Source organism: Paenibacillus xylanexedens, from assembly GCF_007680605.1.
GTDB classification, from domain to species: Bacteria; Bacillota; Bacilli; order Paenibacillales; family Paenibacillaceae; genus Paenibacillus; species Paenibacillus xylanexedens_B.
The window spans coordinates 243,936-265,679 of sequence record NZ_VEIO01000005.1; the positions used below are offsets into that span (position 1 = coordinate 243,936).

At 48.1% G+C, this 21,744-nt stretch carries 12 protein-coding genes and 1 rRNA gene; 12 read left to right on the top strand and 1 reads right to left on the bottom strand.

Annotated features, from left to right (window positions below):
- The first annotated feature begins 17 nt into the window (after positions 1-17).
- From FS818_RS21660 to ligA, 11 genes are all read left to right on the top strand, one after another.
- A complete protein-coding gene (locus FS818_RS21660; RefSeq protein ID WP_260989941.1) occupies positions 18-1,913 on the top strand; it encodes a stalk domain-containing protein in 1,896 nt (631 codons plus the stop codon).
- A 372-nt stretch (positions 1,914-2,285) separates the two neighbouring features.
- Positions 2,286-4,799 carry a U32 family peptidase gene (locus tag FS818_RS21665; protein WP_145334595.1) on the top strand — a complete coding sequence of 838 codons (2,514 nt, stop codon included), beginning with the start codon at positions 2,286-2,288 and terminating at the stop codon, positions 4,797-4,799.
- 82 nt (positions 4,800-4,881) lie between these two features.
- Positions 4,882-8,595 (top strand): DEAD/DEAH box helicase, encoded by a 3,714-nt coding sequence (locus FS818_RS21670; RefSeq protein WP_145334597.1) that lies wholly within the window; start codon positions 4,882-4,884, stop codon positions 8,593-8,595.
- Positions 8,596-8,725: 130 nt separating this feature from the next.
- On the top strand, positions 8,726-9,604 hold the full coding sequence (gene galU, locus FS818_RS21675; protein WP_145334649.1) for a UTP--glucose-1-phosphate uridylyltransferase GalU: 879 nt from the start codon (positions 8,726-8,728) through the stop codon (positions 9,602-9,604).
- A 238-nt stretch (positions 9,605-9,842) separates the two neighbouring features.
- The gene (gene rfbC, locus FS818_RS21680) at positions 9,843-10,391 is read left to right on the top strand and encodes a dTDP-4-dehydrorhamnose 3,5-epimerase (protein WP_145334599.1); all 549 of its coding nucleotides are present in this window, start codon (positions 9,843-9,845) and stop codon (positions 10,389-10,391) included.
- A gap of 53 nt (positions 10,392-10,444) precedes the next feature.
- Positions 10,445-11,470: a dTDP-glucose 4,6-dehydratase gene (gene rfbB, locus FS818_RS21685; protein WP_145334601.1), complete on the top strand. Its 1,026-nt coding sequence runs from the start codon at positions 10,445-10,447 to the stop codon at positions 11,468-11,470.
- Positions 11,467-12,348 carry a dTDP-4-dehydrorhamnose reductase gene (gene rfbD, locus FS818_RS21690; protein ID WP_145334603.1) on the top strand — a complete coding sequence of 294 codons (882 nt, stop codon included), beginning with the start codon at positions 11,467-11,469 and terminating at the stop codon, positions 12,346-12,348. The genes rfbB and rfbD overlap by 4 nt, the downstream gene beginning before the upstream one ends.
- A gap of 264 nt (positions 12,349-12,612) precedes the next feature.
- A complete protein-coding gene (locus FS818_RS21695; protein ID WP_145334605.1) occupies positions 12,613-13,488 on the top strand; it encodes a phosphatidylinositol-specific phospholipase C/glycerophosphodiester phosphodiesterase family protein in 876 nt (291 codons plus the stop codon).
- 213 nt (positions 13,489-13,701) lie between these two features.
- Positions 13,702-14,409: a heptaprenylglyceryl phosphate synthase gene (gene pcrB, locus FS818_RS21700; RefSeq protein ID WP_145334607.1), complete on the top strand. Its 708-nt coding sequence runs from the start codon at positions 13,702-13,704 to the stop codon at positions 14,407-14,409.
- A 484-nt stretch (positions 14,410-14,893) separates the two neighbouring features.
- Complete coding sequence (gene pcrA, locus FS818_RS21705) at positions 14,894-17,263, top strand: DNA helicase PcrA (protein WP_145334609.1); 2,370 nt, start codon at positions 14,894-14,896, stop codon at positions 17,261-17,263.
- 118 nt (positions 17,264-17,381) lie between these two features.
- Positions 17,382-19,394, top strand: coding sequence for an NAD-dependent DNA ligase LigA (ligA, locus tag FS818_RS21710; RefSeq protein WP_145334611.1), 2,013 nt, complete (start codon positions 17,382-17,384; stop codon positions 19,392-19,394).
- Between the two features lie 143 nt (positions 19,395-19,537).
- Here the strand turns inward: ligA and FS818_RS21715 are convergent, their stop codons facing one another.
- Entirely contained in the window at positions 19,538-20,923 is a 1,386-nt protein-coding gene (locus tag FS818_RS21715) for a molybdopterin-dependent oxidoreductase (protein WP_145334613.1), read from the bottom strand.
- A gap of 646 nt (positions 20,924-21,569) precedes the next feature.
- Here FS818_RS21715 and FS818_RS21720 point away from each other — a divergent pair.
- Positions 21,570-21,744, top strand: a 16S ribosomal RNA gene (locus FS818_RS21720); the annotation flags it as partial.

Genomic DNA, 21,744 nt, shown 5'->3' on the forward strand with positions numbered 1-21,744 from the left:
GAGGACGAATGAACGGAATGAAGAAGTCATGGATACGCGTGCTAAGCACGGGTGTATTAGCGGGGATGTTGCTGGCAAACACAGCGCTGCCAGTATGGGCAGCTGATGATGTGATCACCAATGAGCTGCGTGTCAAAGCAGGAAGTACGAGTGCTTTTATGAATGGCAAAAAACAAAACATCACGAAACCCCTTACGGTTAAAGGCGTGACATTGGTGCCTGTCGGCGTATTTAAAAAAGCCTTTGGCAGTGAAGTTCGGCTGGAGAAAAATGATGTCATCAAAATCAAGGAAGGTCCACACGTTGTCGCCTTGAGAATAGATAGTTCCATCGCCTGGATTGACGGAGCCAAGGTGGAGATGGGGACTGCACCCAAGATGGTGAATGGTGTGTTAATGGTTCCTCTTCGCCCGGTTGCGGCAGGGATCGGTGCAACACTTGCGCCGAATAGCTCAGGCGAGATCGTCGTTCGTTTGCTTCAAACGGGTGAGGGTGTGGATGAGGACGGTATTGACCTGGACAAAGGGAAAACGAGAATTGGCAACAGCTATTATGGCTGGTCGATTCATTATCCGGCAGATCTTCTGGTGTTGCAAACGAATGAACAGGAACGCATGATGACCTTTGGCGCTACGGATGAAAGTTATTTTCTCGAAGTGTACGTGAGTGACCAGAATGTGGTGCTGGATGCGGATGACTTGCTAACACAACTCGTGCAGGTGGCCAAACAGGCAGGAGATACGGTACTGGACCGTGAAGCGGTATCTAAAGGGAACAATCCTTATGCAAGAGTTGTCGTCAAAGATGCGGATGGTGTATTATGGGAGTTACGCCAGTATATTCATGACGGTCGTCAATATGATGTCTATTTGGCGGATTATGAGGCGACTAATTATAAAGATCTGGGCAAACGTGCTTCATTGCTCAACTCTTTTGAACCAAGTTATTCGCAGTCAGATCGAACCATTATGGATCTTTCCACCGTGGAGGAAGGCATGCGCGCAGCATGGAATGATGATTATGGGATCGAACTAATGGTTCCAGCGGGCTGGTCCATGGACAATAATAATATGGTTTATGAAGATAAAGACGGTGCTTATTTGCAATTTCGAGTAACTTCAGCCAAGTCAGGCGCAACGGTGAAGGACTGGAGTGATCAGCTTGAGAAGTGGATGCGTGAAACCTTCACGGCTGAGAGTTATCAGCAAGTAGGCTCATTTACAATGGAAATCTCTGGCGAAACTGCCGAGGTGAATGAGTTCCGTTATAACTTCGGGTCAGGATGGCAGACGGAATTCGATGTGCTTTTGCAGAAGAACGGGTATCGTTACTACGCGGAATATACGTTCCCTGAAGGACAGGCCGCAGACCGAGCGTGGTTTGAACGAATTATGAAGAGTGTAGAGATTGATTTTGACACGGTAAAAGATAATTTCGGTCAGCTGGATGAAGATCCATATCTGACAGATAAAATGAAAACGATCACGCGTACGTCCAAAAACTATCATTACAGCGTGGATATCCCGCGCTACTGGACGCCGTATAGTGATCGGTTTGAAAGTTCACCAGTCGTTTATACCTTCACGGGTGGCAACTTCTCCATTGCAGCTACAGAGGACAAGTCGATTGAGATGACGGTTAGTCAGCTGAGAGAGGCCTATGCAGAGGCAGCCAAAACGCGAAAAAGCTTTAATCTGATCCGCAGCGAGCAACTGACCTTTGCAGGTGTACCGGCATTCTCCTTCACGTACCATGAGGTGGATAAGGGTGTGCCGTATACAGGTCGTCAGATTGTGTTTGAAAAGGATGGAATCACGTATACGATCACGAGTGGTCTGAACGATGCGAACCGCACGCAAGTGCAGGCAGCCATGCTGGAAAAAGCAGTGAACTCATTTACTTTTATTAAATAAGAATATAGATGTGTAGCAATTGCCGGAGGGGTATAGAACCTTCCGGTTTTTTCTTTGGCTGTGACTTCACAATGAATGGGATATGGTGTAAATATGTTGAGAATGAGTGGAATCTCTATGGAAAAATGATGAAAATGACAAACGGTTTTTTCAGGAAACCGTAGAAGAGTCGGTGCAGAAGTGGTACACTATACTAGTTCAGGAGTTATTACTGCTGATTTGAGAAATAGAGAGACTGTAGGCCTGGATTTCAGGCAATACAGACATAATGTATAGATATAGTGATACTTGACGTGGACAGCTATGCAGGCGTACCGAAATGCAGGTACCAAGGGAAGAACACTGGCTGAGGCCGGTATGGGGAGGATCTACATGAAAACAGCAACAATACGAAGAGAAGACGTTGAGCTTCTGGCACCTGCAGGGGACTGGGATTGCATGCGTTCGGCCGTAGCCAACGGGGCGGATGCGATTTTCTTCGGGGTCGAAAAATTCAATGCACGGGCACGAGCGAACAATTTCCGTATGGACGAGCTACCGGAGATTATGGCGTTTTTGCACAGTTATGGCGTGAAAGGGTTTCTGACCTTTAATATATTGATCTTTGAGAATGAATTGAAAGATGCCAAAGAACTCATCGATGCCTGCGTAGATGCGGGTGTGGATGCAGTGATTGTACAGGATCTGGGTCTGGTCAAAATGATTCGTGAGATTTCGCCGGACTTTCCGATTCACGGTTCCACGCAGATGACGATTACGTCGCCTGAAGCGGTAGAGTTTACGAAGCCGTTTGACATGGAACGTGTCGTACTTGGACGGGAAAACAATCTGAAGCAGATTCAAAAGATTGGTGATCAAGCGAAACTTCCGATGGAAGTATTCGTGCATGGTGCACTCTGCGTATCCTATTCGGGTCAGTGTCTGACTTCCGAAATGTGGGGCGGACGTTCCGCGAACCGTGGGGAATGTGCGCAGGCGTGCCGTCTGCCGTACGATCTGATGGTGGATGGTGTTCACCAGCCAATGGGGGATGTGGCATATCTCTTGTCTCCCAAAGACCTGGCAGCCATTGATATCATGCCTGAATTGATTGAAGCGGGCGTGACGTCTTTCAAAATCGAAGGGCGCCTCAAAACGCCAGAGTACGTGGCGAACGTAGTTAGCAAATATCGTAAAGCCATTGACCGTTATTTTGACGGTGACAATACACGCGCAAGCAAGGAAGAGATTCGTGAGTTGCAACAGAGCTTCTCACGTGGATTTACACATGGTTTCCTGGATGGCATCAACAACAAACAGCTGGTGGACGGCACGTTCCCGAAAAGCCGCGGCGTTTACCTTGGTCGTGTAGACCAAGTGTTGCGTGATGGTGTTGTGCTGAAACTGGATGCACCCGTGAAGCGTGGAGACGGTATTGTGTTTGACGCTGGTGATCCAACGAAAAAAGAAGAAGGCGGACGTGTATACGATGTACGCCGCAAAGGTGTGAAGATCGAAGGCGAAGCCGGCGAAGGCTGGATCGTGGACATCGTGCCAGGTCGCAGCGATGTGGACTTGCGCCGCGTAAAAGTCGGCGATAAGGTATGGAAAACGAATGACCCTGCGCTCGACAAACGTCTGCGTCAAAGCTTTGAGACCGACAAACCGTACCGGGTTTTCCCGGTCAAAGTGAAAGTCATCGGCAGCCCGGGCCAGCCGCTCAGCACGTGGTGGACCGACGTGCAGAAGGGAACGACCGTGCGCGTGGATTCGGAGATGGAACTGGACATTGCCCAGAAACGTCCGATGACCCATGAATTGCTCGAGGAGCAATTCGGACGTCTCGGGGGCACCGTGTTCCAGCTGGAGGAACTGGACGTCAATCTGCATGGTGACGTCATTATCCCGATGCGCGAGTTGAACAATATTCGCCGTCAGGCGGTCGAACAACTCGCGGGCGAGCGCCCGAAACCGCCCGTCTACGTGAAACGGGCGGTGGACGTATACGGCGATGCGGTACAACCGGCATCGCCAGTAGCTCGCGGTCAAGCAGAGCTGACCGCGCTGTGCCGCAGCCTGCCACAAGTGGAGGCAGCGCTGGAAGCCGGCGTCGGCATGATCTACGCCGACTTCGAGTTCATCAAGCAGTTCCCGGCAGCGGTGGAAGCTGTACATGCCGCAGGCCGCAAAATCGCGCTGGCTACGCCGCGCATCCACATGCCTGGCGAGAACGGCTATCACAACAATATCCTGCGTTTGGAGCCGGATGCGGTACTCGTTCGTAATACAGGTGCGCTTTACTTCTACTTGCGTCACCGTAGAATGAATCCGGACGCAAAGCATCCGCAGCTGATCGGTGACTTCTCCTTGAACATCGCCAACCACAAGGCCGTGGAATTGTTCCTGGAAGCAGGCTGCGATTGGATCACCCCGTCATATGACCTGAACATTCAGCAGATGGTTGATCTGCTCGGCAACTCCCGTACAAGTCAGACCGAAGTGGTGATTCATCAGCATCTGCCGATGTTCCACACGGAGCACTGCGTGTACTGTACGTTTATGAGTGAAGGCACCGACTATACGAACTGCGGACGTCCTTGCGAAGAAAAACGGGCATCTCTGCAAGACCGAATCGGGATGTCTCATCCGGTACGTGTGGATGAAGGCTGCCGTAACACGGTATATAATGCAGTAGAGCAGTCCGGTGCTGAATACCTGAACAACTTTATGGACCTGGGAGTATCCCGCTACCGGGTAGAGTTCCTGGAAGAGACACCGGAGCAGGTGAAGGAAGTTATTGACCTGTACAACCGTGCACTGCGCGGAGAGATCAGCGGTACACAAGTATGGAAAACCCTGAAAGCAACGAACCAGCTGGGCGTTACACGCGGCCAACTGGTGAAATAATAAGCAACCCCAATCTCTGCTTCACGGAGCTCTTGGGGTTTTTTCTATAAAAGAGGTAGCGGTAGCCAAGGAGGTGTGAAGCGTGGCTCCATTTACGATGATGGATATCAAATTGCTGTGCGGGGTCACGGCATTTAAACGCGGTGAAGAATATCAACAGTCAGGCAGAATTGGCAAGCTGGCTGTGAGTGAAGACGGACGTCATTATCAAGCCGTTGTTCGAGGGACAGAAGCCTACCAAGTGAAGGTGGATCTGGACGATGCGGGAGAGATTGAAGCCTATTGCAATTGCCCGGCGTACGGCAATTATTATGACTATTGTAAACATATCGCCGCTGTCCTGCTTGCTATTCATGAACGTGAGGATGCACAAGAACAAGAATTGTCGGGGGGCAGAGGAACAATTTCGAAAGTTGGTACATTGGTCGAAGAAGAGACATGGGAGCGGCCTTATTCAACTTCAACGCCTTCTTCATTGACATCCGCACTATCAGGCGAGAACAGGGATGTCCCCTCTGAACCATCAGCGCTGTCCCATCGTGCGAGTATCGAATCTCCAATATCTACAGCACTAGGTCAACAATCGGAGCATCCGCATCAATCACAGCAGCACAAGCCGACAGAGACGTTGTCTCCTTCTCCTTTTGCACAGGCAGGTCGCCCAAGTTCAGCTTCCGGGTGGGGACGCTCTGCAGATAAGCCGTCCTACCGCACGGCAGACCAGATTTTATCCATGTTTGCGAAGGATCGCAGATTGCCGCATGAACGAGAGACAAAATACACAGCACCGGTTACCCGTTCCATGCTGCGAGAAGAATTACAGGTACAGTTCATCTGCAAGCTGGTACATGTGCATAAAGGCGGAGCCAAGCTGGCACTCGAATTAAAAGTGGGCAACAAACGACTCTATGTCGTGCAGAAGGTTAAGCAGTTCCTGAACTGTATTGAAAAGGGAGAGCCCATGTCCTTCACCAAGCTGTTTCATTATGATCCCCTGCTACATGTGTTTCGGGCGGAAGATCAGGCTATCCTTTCCATGCTTATTCGTATGAGACAGAGTGAAGAGGCATACCGTGAGTCCATTTCGGGGTATCTGGGTGCTTCGGACGGTCGCGGTATCCTGATCGCTCCCATTGTCTGGAAGCCACTGCTGGAGCTACTTATGCAAGCAGATAGCCGGATGGAGGGCACGGGACTGGCAAACGGTCCGTTAACCCTAAGCGAGGGAGCATTGCCTCTATTTTACCGGATCGCGGAGGGGGCGAATGAAGGGTATCAGCTGGAGGTGTCAGGACTGCGTGAGTTGATTCTGCTTCCGGCATATGATGCGGCAGTCGTCGAAGGGCAGTTCTATATGTTAGAACCGACGCAGATGAGAAGTCTGGAGGACCTGAACAGTGCGCTCACATCCTACGGCATTAAAGAAAGCATTGATATCTCGTCACAGCAGGTGGATGAGTTTGTGCAGCATGTTGTACCGGAGCTACGGACGCTCGGACATCTGTCGATGGATTCCCGTGTGCGCGAACAAATTGCCGAACCCGAGTTGTCACCGAAGCTGTACATCGACTTTTACCGGGAACGCATTACGGCACGTCTGGAATTCGATTATGGCGTCATGGTCATTAACCCGCTGGCAGAGTATTTGATTAACGAGGAAGAAAAGAAAGTCATCTTGATCCGTGACCGCTTCAAGGAACGCAATCTCATCGAGAGACTGGATCGTTCTTTTCTGGAGCGGGAGGGAAGTGTCTGGGCAAGCGAACGTGAGGACGCCATCTATGATGTGATGTATCACCTATTGCCCGAGCTTGAGAAGCTCGCCGATATCTACATGCCGAATGCTGTGAAAGCGATGATGCCAACGTATCCGGTACCGCCGAAGGTTCGCGCTGATCTGGGAAGAGGTCTGGACTGGCTGGAGATTTCCTTCGAGATGGAGGGAGTCGACGAGCAGGAGTTGCAAGAACTAATGCGCAGCATTGTGGAAAAGAAAGCTTTCTTCCGCCTGCGAAGCGGTGTCTTTCTGTCACTTGAAAATGACGGCGCGAGCAGCTTCGCTCACATGGCTGACGCGCTTGGACTGGAAGCAAAGGATATCCAGAGCAGCCATATCCGGTTGCCTGCTGTGAGAGCCTTGCAGCTTCCGGGCAGAGACGAGGTTTCGGGTCATGTGAAATGGGGAGGCTCGCTCAAACGTTTCCTCGATGATCTGCGCGATCCTGACCGGATGGACTTCACGTTACCTCAGACGCTGGCTCCCGTGCTGCGGGATTACCAGGCAAGCGGGTATCAGTGGCTTCGTACGCTCGCACATTACCGATTTGGCGGCATCCTGGCCGATGATATGGGACTGGGCAAAACGCTGCAAAGCATCGCCTACATCACGGCTTCGTTACGGGAGAAACCTGTGTATGAACAGAGACAAGAGGCAGGGTTGCCAGCTGATACAGACAACACCATCTCTAATGATTGGATCATGAATGGGTCTCAGCAGGCTTACTTGGCCAATGCCACTGGAACGATAGATGATACATGGCACACCTCGCAACAAGACGGGCTGACGATTCGCACGCGAATGACACATCCGCCGGTATTAGTTGTTGCGCCTGCTTCCTTAACTTACAACTGGGCGAATGAGTTTGCACGGTTTGCTCCGCATCTGAACGTCTTAATTGCCGCAGGGCAAAAAGATGAACGCGCCAGCATGCTGGCGGATATGGACAAGGCGGATGTGATCGTGACATCGTATCCGTTGCTACGACGTGATCTGGATACGTATTTGGGAAGAACCTTTCATACCCTGATTCTGGACGAAGCACAGGCGATCAAAAATGCATCGTCCCAGACGGCGCAAGCCGTCAAACAAATTCAGGCGCCGCGCCGTTTTGCTCTGACAGGTACACCCGTCGAGAACTCGCTGGATGAACTGTGGTCTATTTTTGAAGCCGTATTTCCAGGTCTGTTCCCGAGCTACAGAAGATTTCGTGACTTGCCGCCAGAACGCATCTCGCGTATGGTACGTCCGTTCATTCTCCGTCGCTTGAAGAAAGATGTGCTGGAAGAACTGCCAGATCGGATTGAGACGGTACAACGCTCTGAGCTGACGGTGGAACAGAAAAAGCTGTATGCAGCTTACCTCTCTCAGCTTCAGGATGAGACCGCTAAGGACATGGAAGACAACGGTTTCCAGAAAAACCGGATCAAAATTTTGGCCGGTATCACTCGCCTGCGTCAGTTATGCTGTCACCCGGCACTATTTGTGGAAGGATATCAAGGGGATTCAGGCAAAATGGAGCAACTGCTGGAGACCGTCCAAGACTGTCTGGCCGCTGGCAAACGAATTCTGATTTTCTCCCAGTTTGCAAGCATGCTTAATCTCATTCGCCAGACCCTTTCGGCACAGGGGAACAGCTTGTTTTATCTGGATGGACAAACCCCTGCCCAGAGTCGTGTGGACATGTGCCGCAGGTTTAATGAGGGAGAAGCCGAACTGTTTCTGATCTCGCTCAAGGCTGGCGGAACCGGACTGAACCTGACGGGAGCCGATACCGTCATATTATATGATCTGTGGTGGAATCCCGCCGTGGAGGAACAGGCGATTGGAAGAGCTCATCGGATGGGGCAGAAACAAGTGGTTCAGGTGATTCGTCTTGTGACGGAGGGCACGATTGAGGAGAAGATTTTGGAGTTACAACAGCGGAAAAAGGATTTGATTGCCGAGGTCATTGAACCGGGCGACGGAGGATCAACGACATTATCCGAGCAGGATATTCGCGAGTTGTTAATGGTGTAGAGGAAACTCGATTTTTATACAACTGATTGTTAATAAATTGTGGTAATGTATAGAGAAATGCACCGCTTTTACCAACTCATTCATCGTGTTATCCCTATACTATCTTGATCCAGCCAAAGGAGTGTTTCCTATACGTATCCGCAAAGCGATTATTCCAGCCGCCGGACTGGGAACCCGGTTCCTGCCTGCCACCAAGGCCATGCCGAAAGAAATGCTGCCCATTGTGGACAAGCCAACCATTCAATACATTATTGAGGAAGCCGTTGCCTCCGGAATCGAAGATATTATTATCGTGACAGGGAAAGGGAAACGGGCGATCGAGGACCACTTTGATTATTCCTTTGAACTTGAACAGAATCTCGCAGACAAACAGAAGTGGGATCTGCTGAACGAAGTTCGTAAACCTTCCGAGATGGCTGATATCCATTATATCCGGCAAAAGGAACCGAAAGGACTTGGTCACGCGATCTGGTGTGCTCGCAAGTTTATTGGCAATGAACCGTTTGCCGTCCTGCTCGGGGACGACATTGTTGAAGCGGATCACCCATGCTTGCAGCAGATGATTGAAGTCTACGACGAACTGCAGTCCCCGATTGTCGGCGTGCAACCTGTCGATTGGAGTGAAGTATCCCGTTACGGTATTATCGATGGAGAGTTGCTAACTCGTACGGATGAACGTGTCTACAGAGCGCGACGTTTGATTGAAAAGCCGAAAACGGAAGATTCCCCTTCGAATCTGGCGATTATGGGCCGTTATATTCTTACTCCCGATATTTTCGAAATCTTGGGCAGGCAGTCTGCCGGTGTAGGCGGAGAGATTCAGTTGACGGATGCTTTATCCCGTCTGAACGAGCAAAGACAGATTCTCGCGTATCATTTTGATGGCTTGCGCCATGATGTGGGTGAGAAACTGGGTTTTATTGAAACATCCATCCACTATGCACTCCAGCGTCCTGATCTGCGGGAGGATTTGCTGAAGTATCTGGAGAGTATTGTTGGTAAACGATAAGCGAGCCAGTGATGTATTTCTATATTTTATGCATTACCAATGTAGCAGTTTGTGGTTTGTTATTGTGTAGTTCATATGATGTTGAATGTTTGTCCATCCCCAGCCCAGCCGACGCACAATGATTCGGTTGGGCTTTTGCATGTGCATGACAGAGGCAAATGAACAAACACTTGGCAGGCAATGTACATATACATAATCAAAATGAAGAAATTCTGCTAAAGGCAGGACGGGGGATGACATGAAGGTAATTCCACTGTTTATGAAGGATGCAGCTATATTGGAACCGAAGATATACGGAGACCATCGCGGATATTTTATGGAGAGTTATAACGAACAGTTACTGCTGGAAGCTGGGATACATCATACATTTATTCAGGACAATCAATCCTTGTCGGCTGAGGCGGGTGTCCTGCGCGGACTTCATTATCAGCTTCATCCGAGAGCACAGACCAAGCTGGTGAGAGTGATTTCTGGTGCCATTTACGACGTAATTGTGGATATACGTAGACAATCTCCAACTTTTGGACAATGGAAGGGGGTCATACTCAGTGAACATAATCAGCGTCAGTTGTTCGTTCCCCAAGGGTTTGCCCATGGTTTCTGTACACTGACTCCACGTACACAGGTCGTTTACAAAGTGGATGCGTATTATTCTCCTGAACATGATCGTGGCATTTTGTGGAATGATCCCGCGCTTGCCATTGATTGGCCTGTAACGGAACCGATCTTATCGGATAAAGATCAGAAGCATCCCTTACTCAGGGAGGCAGAGCTGAATTTTGACTAATCACAAGACTTTCAGATATGTTCCATATTTGGAGGCAGAGGGAGAGAGACCGCATGAAATTACTGGTTACTGGCGGAGCTGGCTTTATCGGCAGCAACTTCGTGTTATATATGTTACGGGAACATCCGAATTACGAAATCATTAATGTGGATGCACTTACCTATGCGGGCAATTTGGAAAATCTGCAGTCGATTGAGTCCAATTCGCGGCATACCTTCATTAAAGCTGATATCGCAGATGTAAAGCAGATGGAAAACATTTTTGCTCAAGGTATCGATGTGGTTGTGAATTTCGCCGCTGAATCCCATGTCGATCGCAGCATTCTGGCTCCGGATATTTTTGTCCGCACGAATGTTATGGGTACACAAGTTCTGCTGGAAGCAGCAAAAAAATATCAGATCACCAAATTCGTACAGGTTTCGACGGATGAGGTGTATGGTTCACTCGGGCCGACAGGACTTTTCACAGAAGAGACTCCTTTGATGCCTAACAGCCCTTATTCCGCAAGCAAAGCCGGAAGTGACCTGCTCGTTAGAGCTTATCACGAAACGTTCAGTTTGCCTGTTAACATTACCCGCTGCTCCAACAACTATGGCCCCTTTCAATTTCCAGAGAAGCTTATTCCGCTCATTATCTCCCGTGCTTTGAACGATGAGGCCATTCCTGTATATGGTGATGGTCTAAATATTCGTGACTGGCTGTATGTTGAGGATCACTGCCGTGCCATTGATCTGGTCATTCATCAGGGCAAATCGGGAGATGTATACAACATAGGTGGCAATAACGAACGAACAAATATTCACATCGTAGAGACTGTACTCCAGCAGTTAGGCAAACCGTTAAGTCTGATCCGATACGTAAAAGACCGTCTTGGACATGATCGGCGTTACGGTATCGATCCAACAAAGTTGGAGACCGAACTTGGATGGAAACCAGCACACAATTTCGAAACGGGGATTAAAGAAACGATTACGTGGTATTTGAACCACCAGGAGTGGATGGAGAGGGTGCAATCCGGCACATATCAGGATTATGTGAAACTCCAATATGGTCAGCGAATGGGTGATTCGGGCGCATGAAGTATAGAATTATGGTAACAGGAGCAGCAGGACAGCTGGGGTACGATGTTGTAAAAACCTTTGAAACCGATGGCCATCACGTACTTGGCTGTGACCGGGATCAGATGGACATCACAGACCAGCAGCAATGTATGGATCAGATTGATGATTTTCAGCCTGATATTATTATTCATTGTGCTGCCTACACTGCGGTGGATCAGGCTGAATCTGATATCGATACAGCTTTTGCGATTAACGCTGTTGGCACGCGAAATATAACGGTTGCTGCCGAGAAAGTGAAAGCCAAGTTGGTCTATATCAGCACAGATTATGTTTTTGACGGGATGGGGAGCACTCCCTACCAAGAGTATGATGAGACGAACCCACAAAGTATATACGGAAAATCTAAACTTGCTGGAGAACGGCTTGTCCAGAGCCTGAGCACACGGTGGTTTATTATCCGTACATCCTGGGTGTTTGGCAGTCATGGCCATAATTTTGTCAAAACGATGCTGAACTTTATGGAAAAACGTACGCAGCTTCAAGTTGTTCATGATCAACAGGGATCACCTACGTATACGGTGGATCTTGCTCGTCTCATAGCTGAACTGGCGCTAAGCGAAAAGTACGGCACTTATCATGCTTCCAATGCAGGAAGCTGCACATGGTTTGAATTTGCAGAAGCGATTAAGGAGGAAGCGATTAAATATGGCGCTTTTCAATCGACATCCCGGATAGCTGAAATCTTACCCTGTACTACAGCCGAGTTTCCCCGTCCAGCCCCTCGTCCAGCGTATTCTGTAATGGATCATATGGGAATTCGTACGAATGGGCTTCAAGCGATGCGACCTTGGAGGGAAGCACTGATTGCATTTTTGCATGAGCTGGATAAGAAGTAGACGAATTAAGATATCCTCTCTTTGGAAGGCGGATCATTGATCGTTTTTGGGTGAGAAAGTCTTATATATCACTATCGTATTTTACGGTAAAACATCATAATTAAATAGGGTATATGATGTTGTAAAGAGCCGCCTCATGGTGGCTTTTTGTTTTGCTTGTGTGCAATTTGGGTAGTTAGTTACCAAAATGTAATGTGACACGACATGTTCCATTGTGCCTCATCCAATGTCGAACATTATGCCTGCAAAGGATGTGTAAATGATATGAAACGTATTGCCGCCGTTTTGATACTGTTGCTCGTTACTGTGGGTACACTCTTTTGGGCACATGACAGTCAAAGTGAGGAGCAACGTGATGGATTTGCAAACTATCGATTAATCGCCCATGCCATGGGGAGTATTCGGGAACAAGCTTACACGAACGCATATGAAGCAATGATTGCCAATTATGAAAAAGGGACACGGGTATTCGAAATTGACTTCATGCTCACTTCGGATCGCGTAGCTGTAGCCAGACATGAATGGACAGCTAACATGAGCAAAATGCTCGGACAGGATGAAAAGTTGCCAGAGCATAAACAGGCCGGAGCACTCACTCACGATGAATTCATGAATACACCGATTCTTGGCATGTACCAGCCAATGGATGCCGATGGAATTATGAATGTATTATCCAAGTACCCGGATATGTATATCGTAACGGATACCAAAGAACAGAAGGACGAAGATATCCAGCAGGTACTTCAATCGTTGGTGGATGCTGGAAAGAAGCATGATCCGTCCGCTCTAAGCCGAGTGGTGGTACAGATTTATAATGAACCTATGCTTGAAAAGGTAAAGGAGGTTTACAACTTCCCGTCCATTATCTACACGTTATACGCTACGCAAGATACAGAGAGCCAAGTTGTTGATTTTGTGCAAAATAACGATATTGATGCTGTAACGATGCCGGAATATAAAGTAAACCAGAACTTTGTTGCCAAGCTGAAGAAGGCCGGGGCAGTCACCTATGTGCATACCATTAATGATAACCAGCAGGCGGCCAATTATGAAAAATGGGGTGTGTATGGGGTGTACTCCGACGTCCTGACAGAGCAGGAAATGGAAGAAATGAATACAAGGTTTGCTTGGAAGCCTTAAATCAATCAAGACCCGGAAGGGGCTTAATGAATACTAAAAAACATTCGTAAGAGAATCCAATTTTGAGACATAGACTTTTTAGGGATGGAAACAGCAAAAAAGTCTGTGTTTTTTTGTTCGCCTTTTATACGAACATTGACACCTACTGTCTGCTGACTTAGACTTAGTTTACAAGCTTTTTAGGATGCAGAAGAACCTCTGGAGGAATGTTCGTTGATAGACATGATTAAGCAGTGGAGACACGTATTTAAGCTCGACCCCGACAGGGAAATTACCGATGAAGCATTGGATCAGGTATGCATGTCTGGAACGGATGCGATTATCGTGGGTGGATCATCAGGTATTACGTATGATAATACGGTAGATCTGATGTCACGGGTGCGTCGCTATGAACTGCCCTGTGTGCTGGAAGTATCCGATCTGGAGGCGGTTGTGCCTGGGTTTGACGGGTATCTGATCCCGATGGTGCTGAACACAACGGACAGCAGGTGGATTATCGGACATCATCAGCAAGCTATCGAGCGCTATGGCTATTTGATCCCGTGGGATTTGCTAATTACCGAGGGGTATATTGTGCTTCATGCGGACTCAACTGTGGCGAGGTTAACCGGAGCAGATACGGAACTGACGACAGAGGCTGCGGTTGCTTACGCTCAAGCTGGAGAACGTTTACTGAACCTGCCCATTATATATATGGAGTACAGCGGAGCTTTCGGGGATATGGAGCTGGTTGGCGAGACGCACAGACAATTGGAGCAAGCACATCTCATTTATGGCGGTGGAATCGATACAGCAGAGAAAGCAGGACAAGCTGCCCAAGTTGCGGATACCATTGTTGTTGGGAATATTGTGTACAGCCATTTGAGCCAAGCACTGGAAACGGTACAAGCTGTGAAAGACGATCGAAGTAACAAGCAGTGAGCTACGATCGGAGTAACACCTGACCGGTTTAGTTTACCATTCCCCCACATCCCCTTTAGAATCTGTTAAAATAGAACTTTGACCCTTTATTGATTTCATTTCATTTAAGTAATAATGCTTTCAGGTGCCTAAGTCTCCTACCGCTCATGTGCATTCTGATGTATGTTTACACATGAACGGAGATTACAGGATTAATCTGAAGAAACGAAGACTCCCGTTAAACAAACTGAAGATTTATTACAGTTTTCTTGGTGTTTTTACCTACCCATAAAGTATAAGCAGACTACGTTTACACGCGAACGGAGAGGACAGAAATAAGCTGGATAAGCGGAGCGTTCGCCTTTATTACCGGATATTCACCTCTAGAAAATAGTTTAAAAAATCCGGGAATAACAGCGATTGAAAGCTTATTCTGTCCTCGGAGTGACCAGTGTAACCTATAGGGGCCCATTATACGACCAACTAATGAAAGGAGCATGCATGCATGCAACCTGTAAATATACATGACGCCGTAGCACGGCTGAACACGCCTCAGCGGCAAGCTGTTGAGGCAACGGATGGGCCATTGCTTATTATGGCTGGTGCGGGCTCGGGTAAAACCAGAGTGCTGACGCACCGGATTGCCTATCTGATCGCAACACGGAAAGCACCCCCGTGGGGCATTTTGGCGATTACGTTTACGAATAAAGCTGCTCGTGAGATGCAGGATCGGGTATCCCAACTGGTAGGCGGATCTCAAGGCCGCGATATTTGGGTATCCACGTTTCACTCCATGTGTGTGCGCATTTTGCGCCGCGACATTGAACGGATCGGTTTTACATCTAACTTTAGTATTTTGGACTCATCCGACCAGTTATCCGTTATTCGCAGCTGTATGAAAGATCAGAACATCGATACGAAAAAGTTCGAACCCAAAGCTGTTCAGGCGATGATGAGCACGGCCAAAAATGAATTGATCAGTCCAGAGCAATACGAGAAGCAGGCTGGCGACTATTTTGAAGGCATTGTAGCAAAGGTGTACACGATGTACCAGAAACGCCTCAGAGCCAACAACTCACTCGACTTCGACGATCTGATCATGGCAACCATTCAACTGTTCAAAGAAGTGCCGGAAGTGCTCGATTTTTACCAAAAGAAATTCCAATACATTCACGTCGATGAGTATCAGGATACGAACCGTGCACAGTACATGCTGTGCCGTATGCTGGCTGACAGCCACCACCGTATCTGCGTCGTAGGGGATAGTGACCAGTCGATCTATCGCTGGCGTGGGGCGGATATTTCCAACATCCTTAACTTTGAAAAAGATTACCCGGAAGCACAGACGATCCTGCTCGAGCAGAATTACCGTTCTACTTCCAACATCCTGAATGCGGCGAATGAAGTCATCGGCCTGAATACGGGCCGCAAGCCGAAGAAGCTGTGGACGGACAAAGAAGGCGGATCAAAGATCAAGGTGTATCGTGCCGATTCCGAGCATGATGAGGGGTATTTTGTAACCTCCGAGATTAGTAAAAATGTGAAAAACGGCAAATCCTATCAGCATCATGCGATCCTGTATCGTACCAATGCTCAGTCCCGGGTGATCGAGGAAATTTTGATCAAATCGGACATTCCGTACCAGATTGTTGGCGGCATCAAGTTCTATGATCGAAAAGAGATCAAGGATATTTTGGCTTATCTGCGCCTGCTGTCCAACCCGGATGATGATATCAGTTTGACCCGAATTATTAATGTGCCGAAGCGCAGCATCGGAGATACTACAGTAGCCAAACTGGCTGCAGCAGCTGGAGAACGCGGGGTCTCCATTTTCCGTGTACTGCAAGTGGTTGATGATCTCGGCTTCGCTGGTCGCACGCGTAATGCACTGGTGGAGTTCTATGATATGATCGCTGCTCTGCACCAGATGGTTGAATATCTGTCCGTGACTGAGCTGACCGAGAAGATTCTGGAGATGAGCCAGTATCGTGACGAGATGCAGAAGGAGAATACGATTGAATCTCGCGCAAGGCTCGAAAATATCGAAGAGTTTCTATCGGTAACGATGGAGTTTGAGAAAAACAATGAAGACAAAACGCTTGTTTCGTTTCTCACCGATCTGGCACTCATTGCAGACATCGACAGCATGAACGATGATGAAGAGGATCAGAGCGATGCTGTCACATTGATGACGATGCACAGTGCCAAAGGTCTGGAATTCCCGGTAGTCTTTATCGTGGGTATGGAAGAAGGCGTCTTCCCACACAGCCGGGCTTTTATGGATAATGAAGAGTTGGAAGAAGAACGTCGTCTGGCTTACGTGGGGATTACACGGGCTGAGGAGCAGTTATTCCTCTCTTGTGCGCAGATGCGGACCTTGTTTGGGCGTACAACGGCCAATCCGCCATCCCGTTTCCTCGATGAAATCCCGGATGAGCTTAAAGAAGATACTTCCATTGCACGCGACCGTTACCGCCGAGGAACCAGCACAGGAGGAGGTTCTTATGGAGGACGCGGTTTAGGCTCCAGTGGTGGAAGCAATTTCGGCGGTGCCGCAAGTGCGTCCAAGCTGTTTGAACAACAAAGCCGAAGTGGTTCATCCGCAACGGCTTCATCTGGGCCAACGTCCCGGGTAACGACGAGTACCTCTCGTCCGACCTTTGCGGCACCAACATCGGCTTCGAAATCGGCCTCATCCGAAAGTGCGGCTGGATTTAAGGCAGGCGACAAAGTGCAACACGGCAAATGGGGGACAGGTACCATCGTTGCAGTCAAAGGCAGCGGTAATGATACCGAACTGCAGATTGCATTCCCCGCTCCGGTTGGCGTGAAACGTCTACTCGCTGGATTTGCCCCGATTACCAAAGTGGAATAAGAATGAAATAGCCTATTGCATCTTACCGAACTGCCAGGAAACTGAGTCTTTTATGTTCGTTTGTTGCAATAGGCATGTTCGTTCTACATATATTAATTATACGGAGGGATGGCCCGATATGGACCCGATGCACAGGATGGAGCAACTCGTTGCCGAGCTGAATCAGCACAACTATCAGTACTACACGATGGATCAGCCGCAGATCAGTGATAAGGAGTATGACCTTCTATACGATGAACTGGTTACGCTGGAGCAGGAGAGCGGTATGGTATTACCGGATTCTCCCACACAACGTGTAGGGGGCGAACTGCTCAAGGGATTTACCCCGCATCGTCATTTATCCCCATTATGGAGTTTGGACAAGGCGCAGAACATTGAACAGCTTCGCAATTGGAATACACGTGTATTAAAGCTGGTGAATGACTATAACAGCAAAAACCCGGATAATCCGTTGCCCGACCCGGGATATGTCATTGAGCTGAAGTTCGATGGACTGACCTTGAACCTGACATATACCAACGGTGAGTTGGTGCAGGCTTCTACGCGCGGAAACGGAACGGTGGGCGAAGGCATTTTGGCACAAGTGAAAACCATCAAATCTGTTCCGCTCAAAATTCCGTATACCGGAGGTACGATTGAAGTGCAGGGCGAGGGCATAATGAACCTTTCTGTACTGAATCGATATAACGAAACGGCTGCCGAGCCACTCAAAAATGCACGAAATGCAGCCGCAGGAGCACTGCGTAACCTGAATCCGAAAACGACCGCTGAGCGTAGGTTGAATGCTTATTTTTATAACATTGGATACTCCGATGACATTCAATTTGCCAACCATCAGGAAATGATGGATTTCTTGCGCGAGAATCGTTTTAAAGTTAATCCATCCCTCACCTACTTCCATGAATTCGATGACGTTATGGAGCAACTTGAAGCAATTCAGGAAAATCGGGGGCAACTGGATTACCTGATTGACGGAGCTGTTATTAAACTGACAGATATGCGGACTCGTGAAGTGTTAGGCTACACGGACAAGTTCCCACGCTGGGCGGTTGCTTATAAATTCGAAGCGGAAGAGACAACCACAGTACTGAACGAAGTCGTGTGGAATGTCGGCAGGACGGGTAAAGTGACACCTCTTGCGCGGGTAGAAGCCGTTGAACTGGCTGGAGTGACCGTGCAGAACTGCACGCTGAACAATGTGGGCGATATAGAACGAAAAAATCTGAAATTTGCGCTGGGTTCGCGTGTATTTATTCGTCGTTCCAATGATGTTATTCCTGAGATTCTCGGCAAAGTGACCGAAGAAAATGACGGCGAAGAAATCATCTATCCAGAGCAATGCCCGGCATGCGGATTCCCGTTAGAGCAACGCGGAGCGCACTTGTTCTGTAATAACAAACTGGCGTGCAAACCGCAGACAGTTGCTCGTATCTCCCATTTTGCCTCCAGAGACGCGATGGACATTGAGACCTTCAGTGAGAAAACAGCGATTCAGTTATATGACGAATTGAATGTTCGTGAACCCGCTGATCTTTATACATTGCAGTTCGATGATCTTGTGAAGCTGGAGCGATTTGGCGAAAAGAAAGCAAATAACCTTCTTGCTGCGCTCGAGCAGAGTAAAGACCGAGACCTGGCTTCTTTCCTCTATTCCTTGGGTATCCCGAACACTGGCAAATCCACCACGCGTATGCTGGCCGATCATTACCGCGATCTACATGCCATCATGAATGCTACGGTAGAGGAATTGGTTGAACTTCCCGATGTAGGAGGTATTGTTGCGGAGAGCATTGTGAATTTCTTTGCCGATCCGTTCACACAAGCTGCTATTGAGAAGATGCTGAATCTGGGTGTGAAAGCAGAGGCACCTGAAGCGCCAGCTGTTATAGTGGAGGATTCCTTCTTCAGTGGTAAAACGGTCGTGCTTACAGGAACACTGCATCAATTGACGCGTGAAGAAGCAACGCAGAGACTCGAAGCGCTTGGTGCGAAGGTCACAGGGAGTGTATCGAAAAAAACAGATCTTGTTATAGCTGGAGAGAAGGCAGGCAGCAAATTAACGAAAGCTCATGATCTCGGTATTCCGACCATCGAAGATGAGGACGAATTGGTACGCTTGCTGAATCCGTAGAACGTTAATATCTACAGCTTTGCGTCAGCACGTGTCATAGGCATTAATTAGGTACGTGATACAAGCAACTTGTAAAGAAAGAGGCCTCCAAAAACACGCAAATGTCGTGTCAGGAGGCTTCTTTTGTATACGCTGGAGATCTGTTATGAACCCGTTATATTTGGAAAACGCTGAGAAGCACCGGATAACCATGCATCTTTGTCGTATCCCCGTTCTTCCCAATACCCGATATGCTCGCTGTCGATGACTTCAATACGGTTCAACCACTTGACCGATTTGTAGGCGTACATCTGCGGAATAACGAGTCGTACAGGTCCACCAAGATCCGCAGGGATAGGTTTGCCGTCATGCATGACCGCAATCATAATATCATCCATTTGTGCCTGCTCTAGTGTGATCGCATCGGTATATACCCCGTCTCCGGAATAAAATTTGACGCTGTGCGCTCCAGGCTTTATACCGGCGTTCTCCAGAAAATGCTTCAGAGGAATGCCTTCCCATGTATTCTTGTACACGGACCAGCCAGTAACGCAGTGGAAATCACTGACTTGCACGGTGCGTGCAAGCTTGACGAACTGTTCCCAATTCCAGATTTGAGCACGTTCCACAAGACCATCTATCCGAAATGACCAGTTTGCATTGGAGAAGGATGGAATGGGTGTGACCGTATATACGCGAAAGTGTCCCTCGGCACCCCCGCCAATCGGCGGAAGTGATGATGATGAAGGATGCGGAAGTGGAACCATCCGATTGGGGTCAGTTTCAAGCATGCTGTCTATGCTGTTATCAAACTTGAGGTTTTTACCTACCCATGATACAAATGTAGGTCCAAGAGTAACGGCGAGTCCTATGCCCACAGCAGAACGGATGAAGGCTCGACGGGTATATAGCGGTTGCGGTTTCTCCATGTTTGGGACGTTATTTCTACCAGAGTCTTTTTCTGCATGGAGAACAGATGAGGCTGCTGGTATGTTATCCGTGTCCAGTTCCTCTTCCTTGGTATATAGACTGCCGGCTTTTTTCACACTTGGTTTCTGTAAGGATGGTTCATTGGTTTGGATCGTACGACGTGCAGGGTCTTTTAACCAACGCGTACGTGTGATGGAGTGGTAGATGATATACGGTAGACCAACCCATGTGAGCAAATCATGTATCAGAAGCGCGGCATTGGACCATCGTGGGCCCACCAGCTTGAACTGCCATAAGACGATGCCGGATAATAGCCATCCGATCAAAAGTGCAAGAACGATGATGGTATTTGCTTTTTGCCACGGCTTGTTACGAAGTTGCTTCCAATGCTTACTGGCCAAAAATAAGTAATACACGACAGGCACAAGCATGGCGATGCCCACGGCGATATGTAACCATTTTAACCAAACACGTCCGATACCCAGAGTTTCACGCCAGAAGCCACCGATTAATATGAGACCAGTAATAGCAAGGATCACAACGATCCAGGCATTCCAGGCATGAATGGAAACGAGCTTTTTGCCATAACCTTTACGCACCATTTTTAACCACTGTTTCAAGTGTTATCACCTCGAGTCACGGATTTGAACTAGAAAACGAAATCTTAGGCTAAAAGCAAAATCGTAATAGATTGATATTCAAAAATTCAAAAGCGGATCTCAGATGGATGTAGGAAGAGGCATGTAAATGCGATCGTGCTATTGCACAGTTGGAACTGCTAAAAACCTTGGAGTACTTCCTTTTAATTAAAGATACCTTATTATAAAGTTTTTGGATCACTTACTTCAAATTTGTTCTTGTTGGAGCTGTTACTTCCCTTGTTTTTCTTCCAAAGCCCAAAGTCGTTCGTTTTCGATTACTCACACTCAAGCAATTTGCAATATGATAAAAGTTAAATAAAATACTTGCTAAAAAAATGACAGCATGATATATTATTTCTTGTCGCTTCAAACAGAAGATAATCGAGTAGCTTTGAAGAATGACGAAAAAGATTGTTGACAGAAACTAAGTTAACATGATATGATATATTTCCTGTCTGGTTGACGTAAGTTGTCGCAAGATAAGGAGAACAAGTTCCTTGAAAACTGAACAAATGGATAGTAACTTTTGATTTACAATGAATCGTCAGATTCAAAATGAGCTTATCGCTCTTTTCAATACCCCGATGAGTTTCACAGCGTCTAACGTCGCTGACGAAATTCATCTTTATTGGAGAGTTTGATCCTGGCTCAGGACGAACGCTGGCGGCATGCCTAATACATGCAAGTCGAGCGGAGTTGATGGAAAGCTTGCTTTCCTGATACTTAGCGGCGGACGGGTGAGTAACACGTAGGCAACCTGCCCTCAAGCTTGGGACAACTACCGGAAACGGTAGCTAATA

Bases quoted from the DNA above. Each gene is read 5' to 3' on its own strand.
- rfbB (WP_145334601.1), top strand. From the start codon at position 10,445: ATGAAATTACTGGTTACTGGCGGAGCTGGCTTTATCGGCAGCAACTTC.
- FS818_RS21665 (WP_145334595.1), top strand. From the start codon at position 2,286: ATGAAAACAGCAACAATACGAAGAGAAGACGTTGAGCTTCTGGCACCT.
- pcrA (WP_145334609.1), top strand. From the start codon at position 14,894: ATGCAACCTGTAAATATACATGACGCCGTAGCACGGCTGAACACGCCT.
- rfbD (WP_145334603.1), top strand. From the start codon at position 11,467: ATGAAGTATAGAATTATGGTAACAGGAGCAGCAGGACAGCTGGGGTAC.
- rfbC (WP_145334599.1), top strand. From the start codon at position 9,843: ATGAAGGTAATTCCACTGTTTATGAAGGATGCAGCTATATTGGAACCG.
- FS818_RS21695 (WP_145334605.1), top strand. From the start codon at position 12,613: ATGAAACGTATTGCCGCCGTTTTGATACTGTTGCTCGTTACTGTGGGT.
- ligA (WP_145334611.1), top strand. From the start codon at position 17,382: ATGGACCCGATGCACAGGATGGAGCAACTCGTTGCCGAGCTGAATCAG.
- FS818_RS21660 (WP_260989941.1), top strand. From the start codon at position 18: ATGAAGAAGTCATGGATACGCGTGCTAAGCACGGGTGTATTAGCGGGG.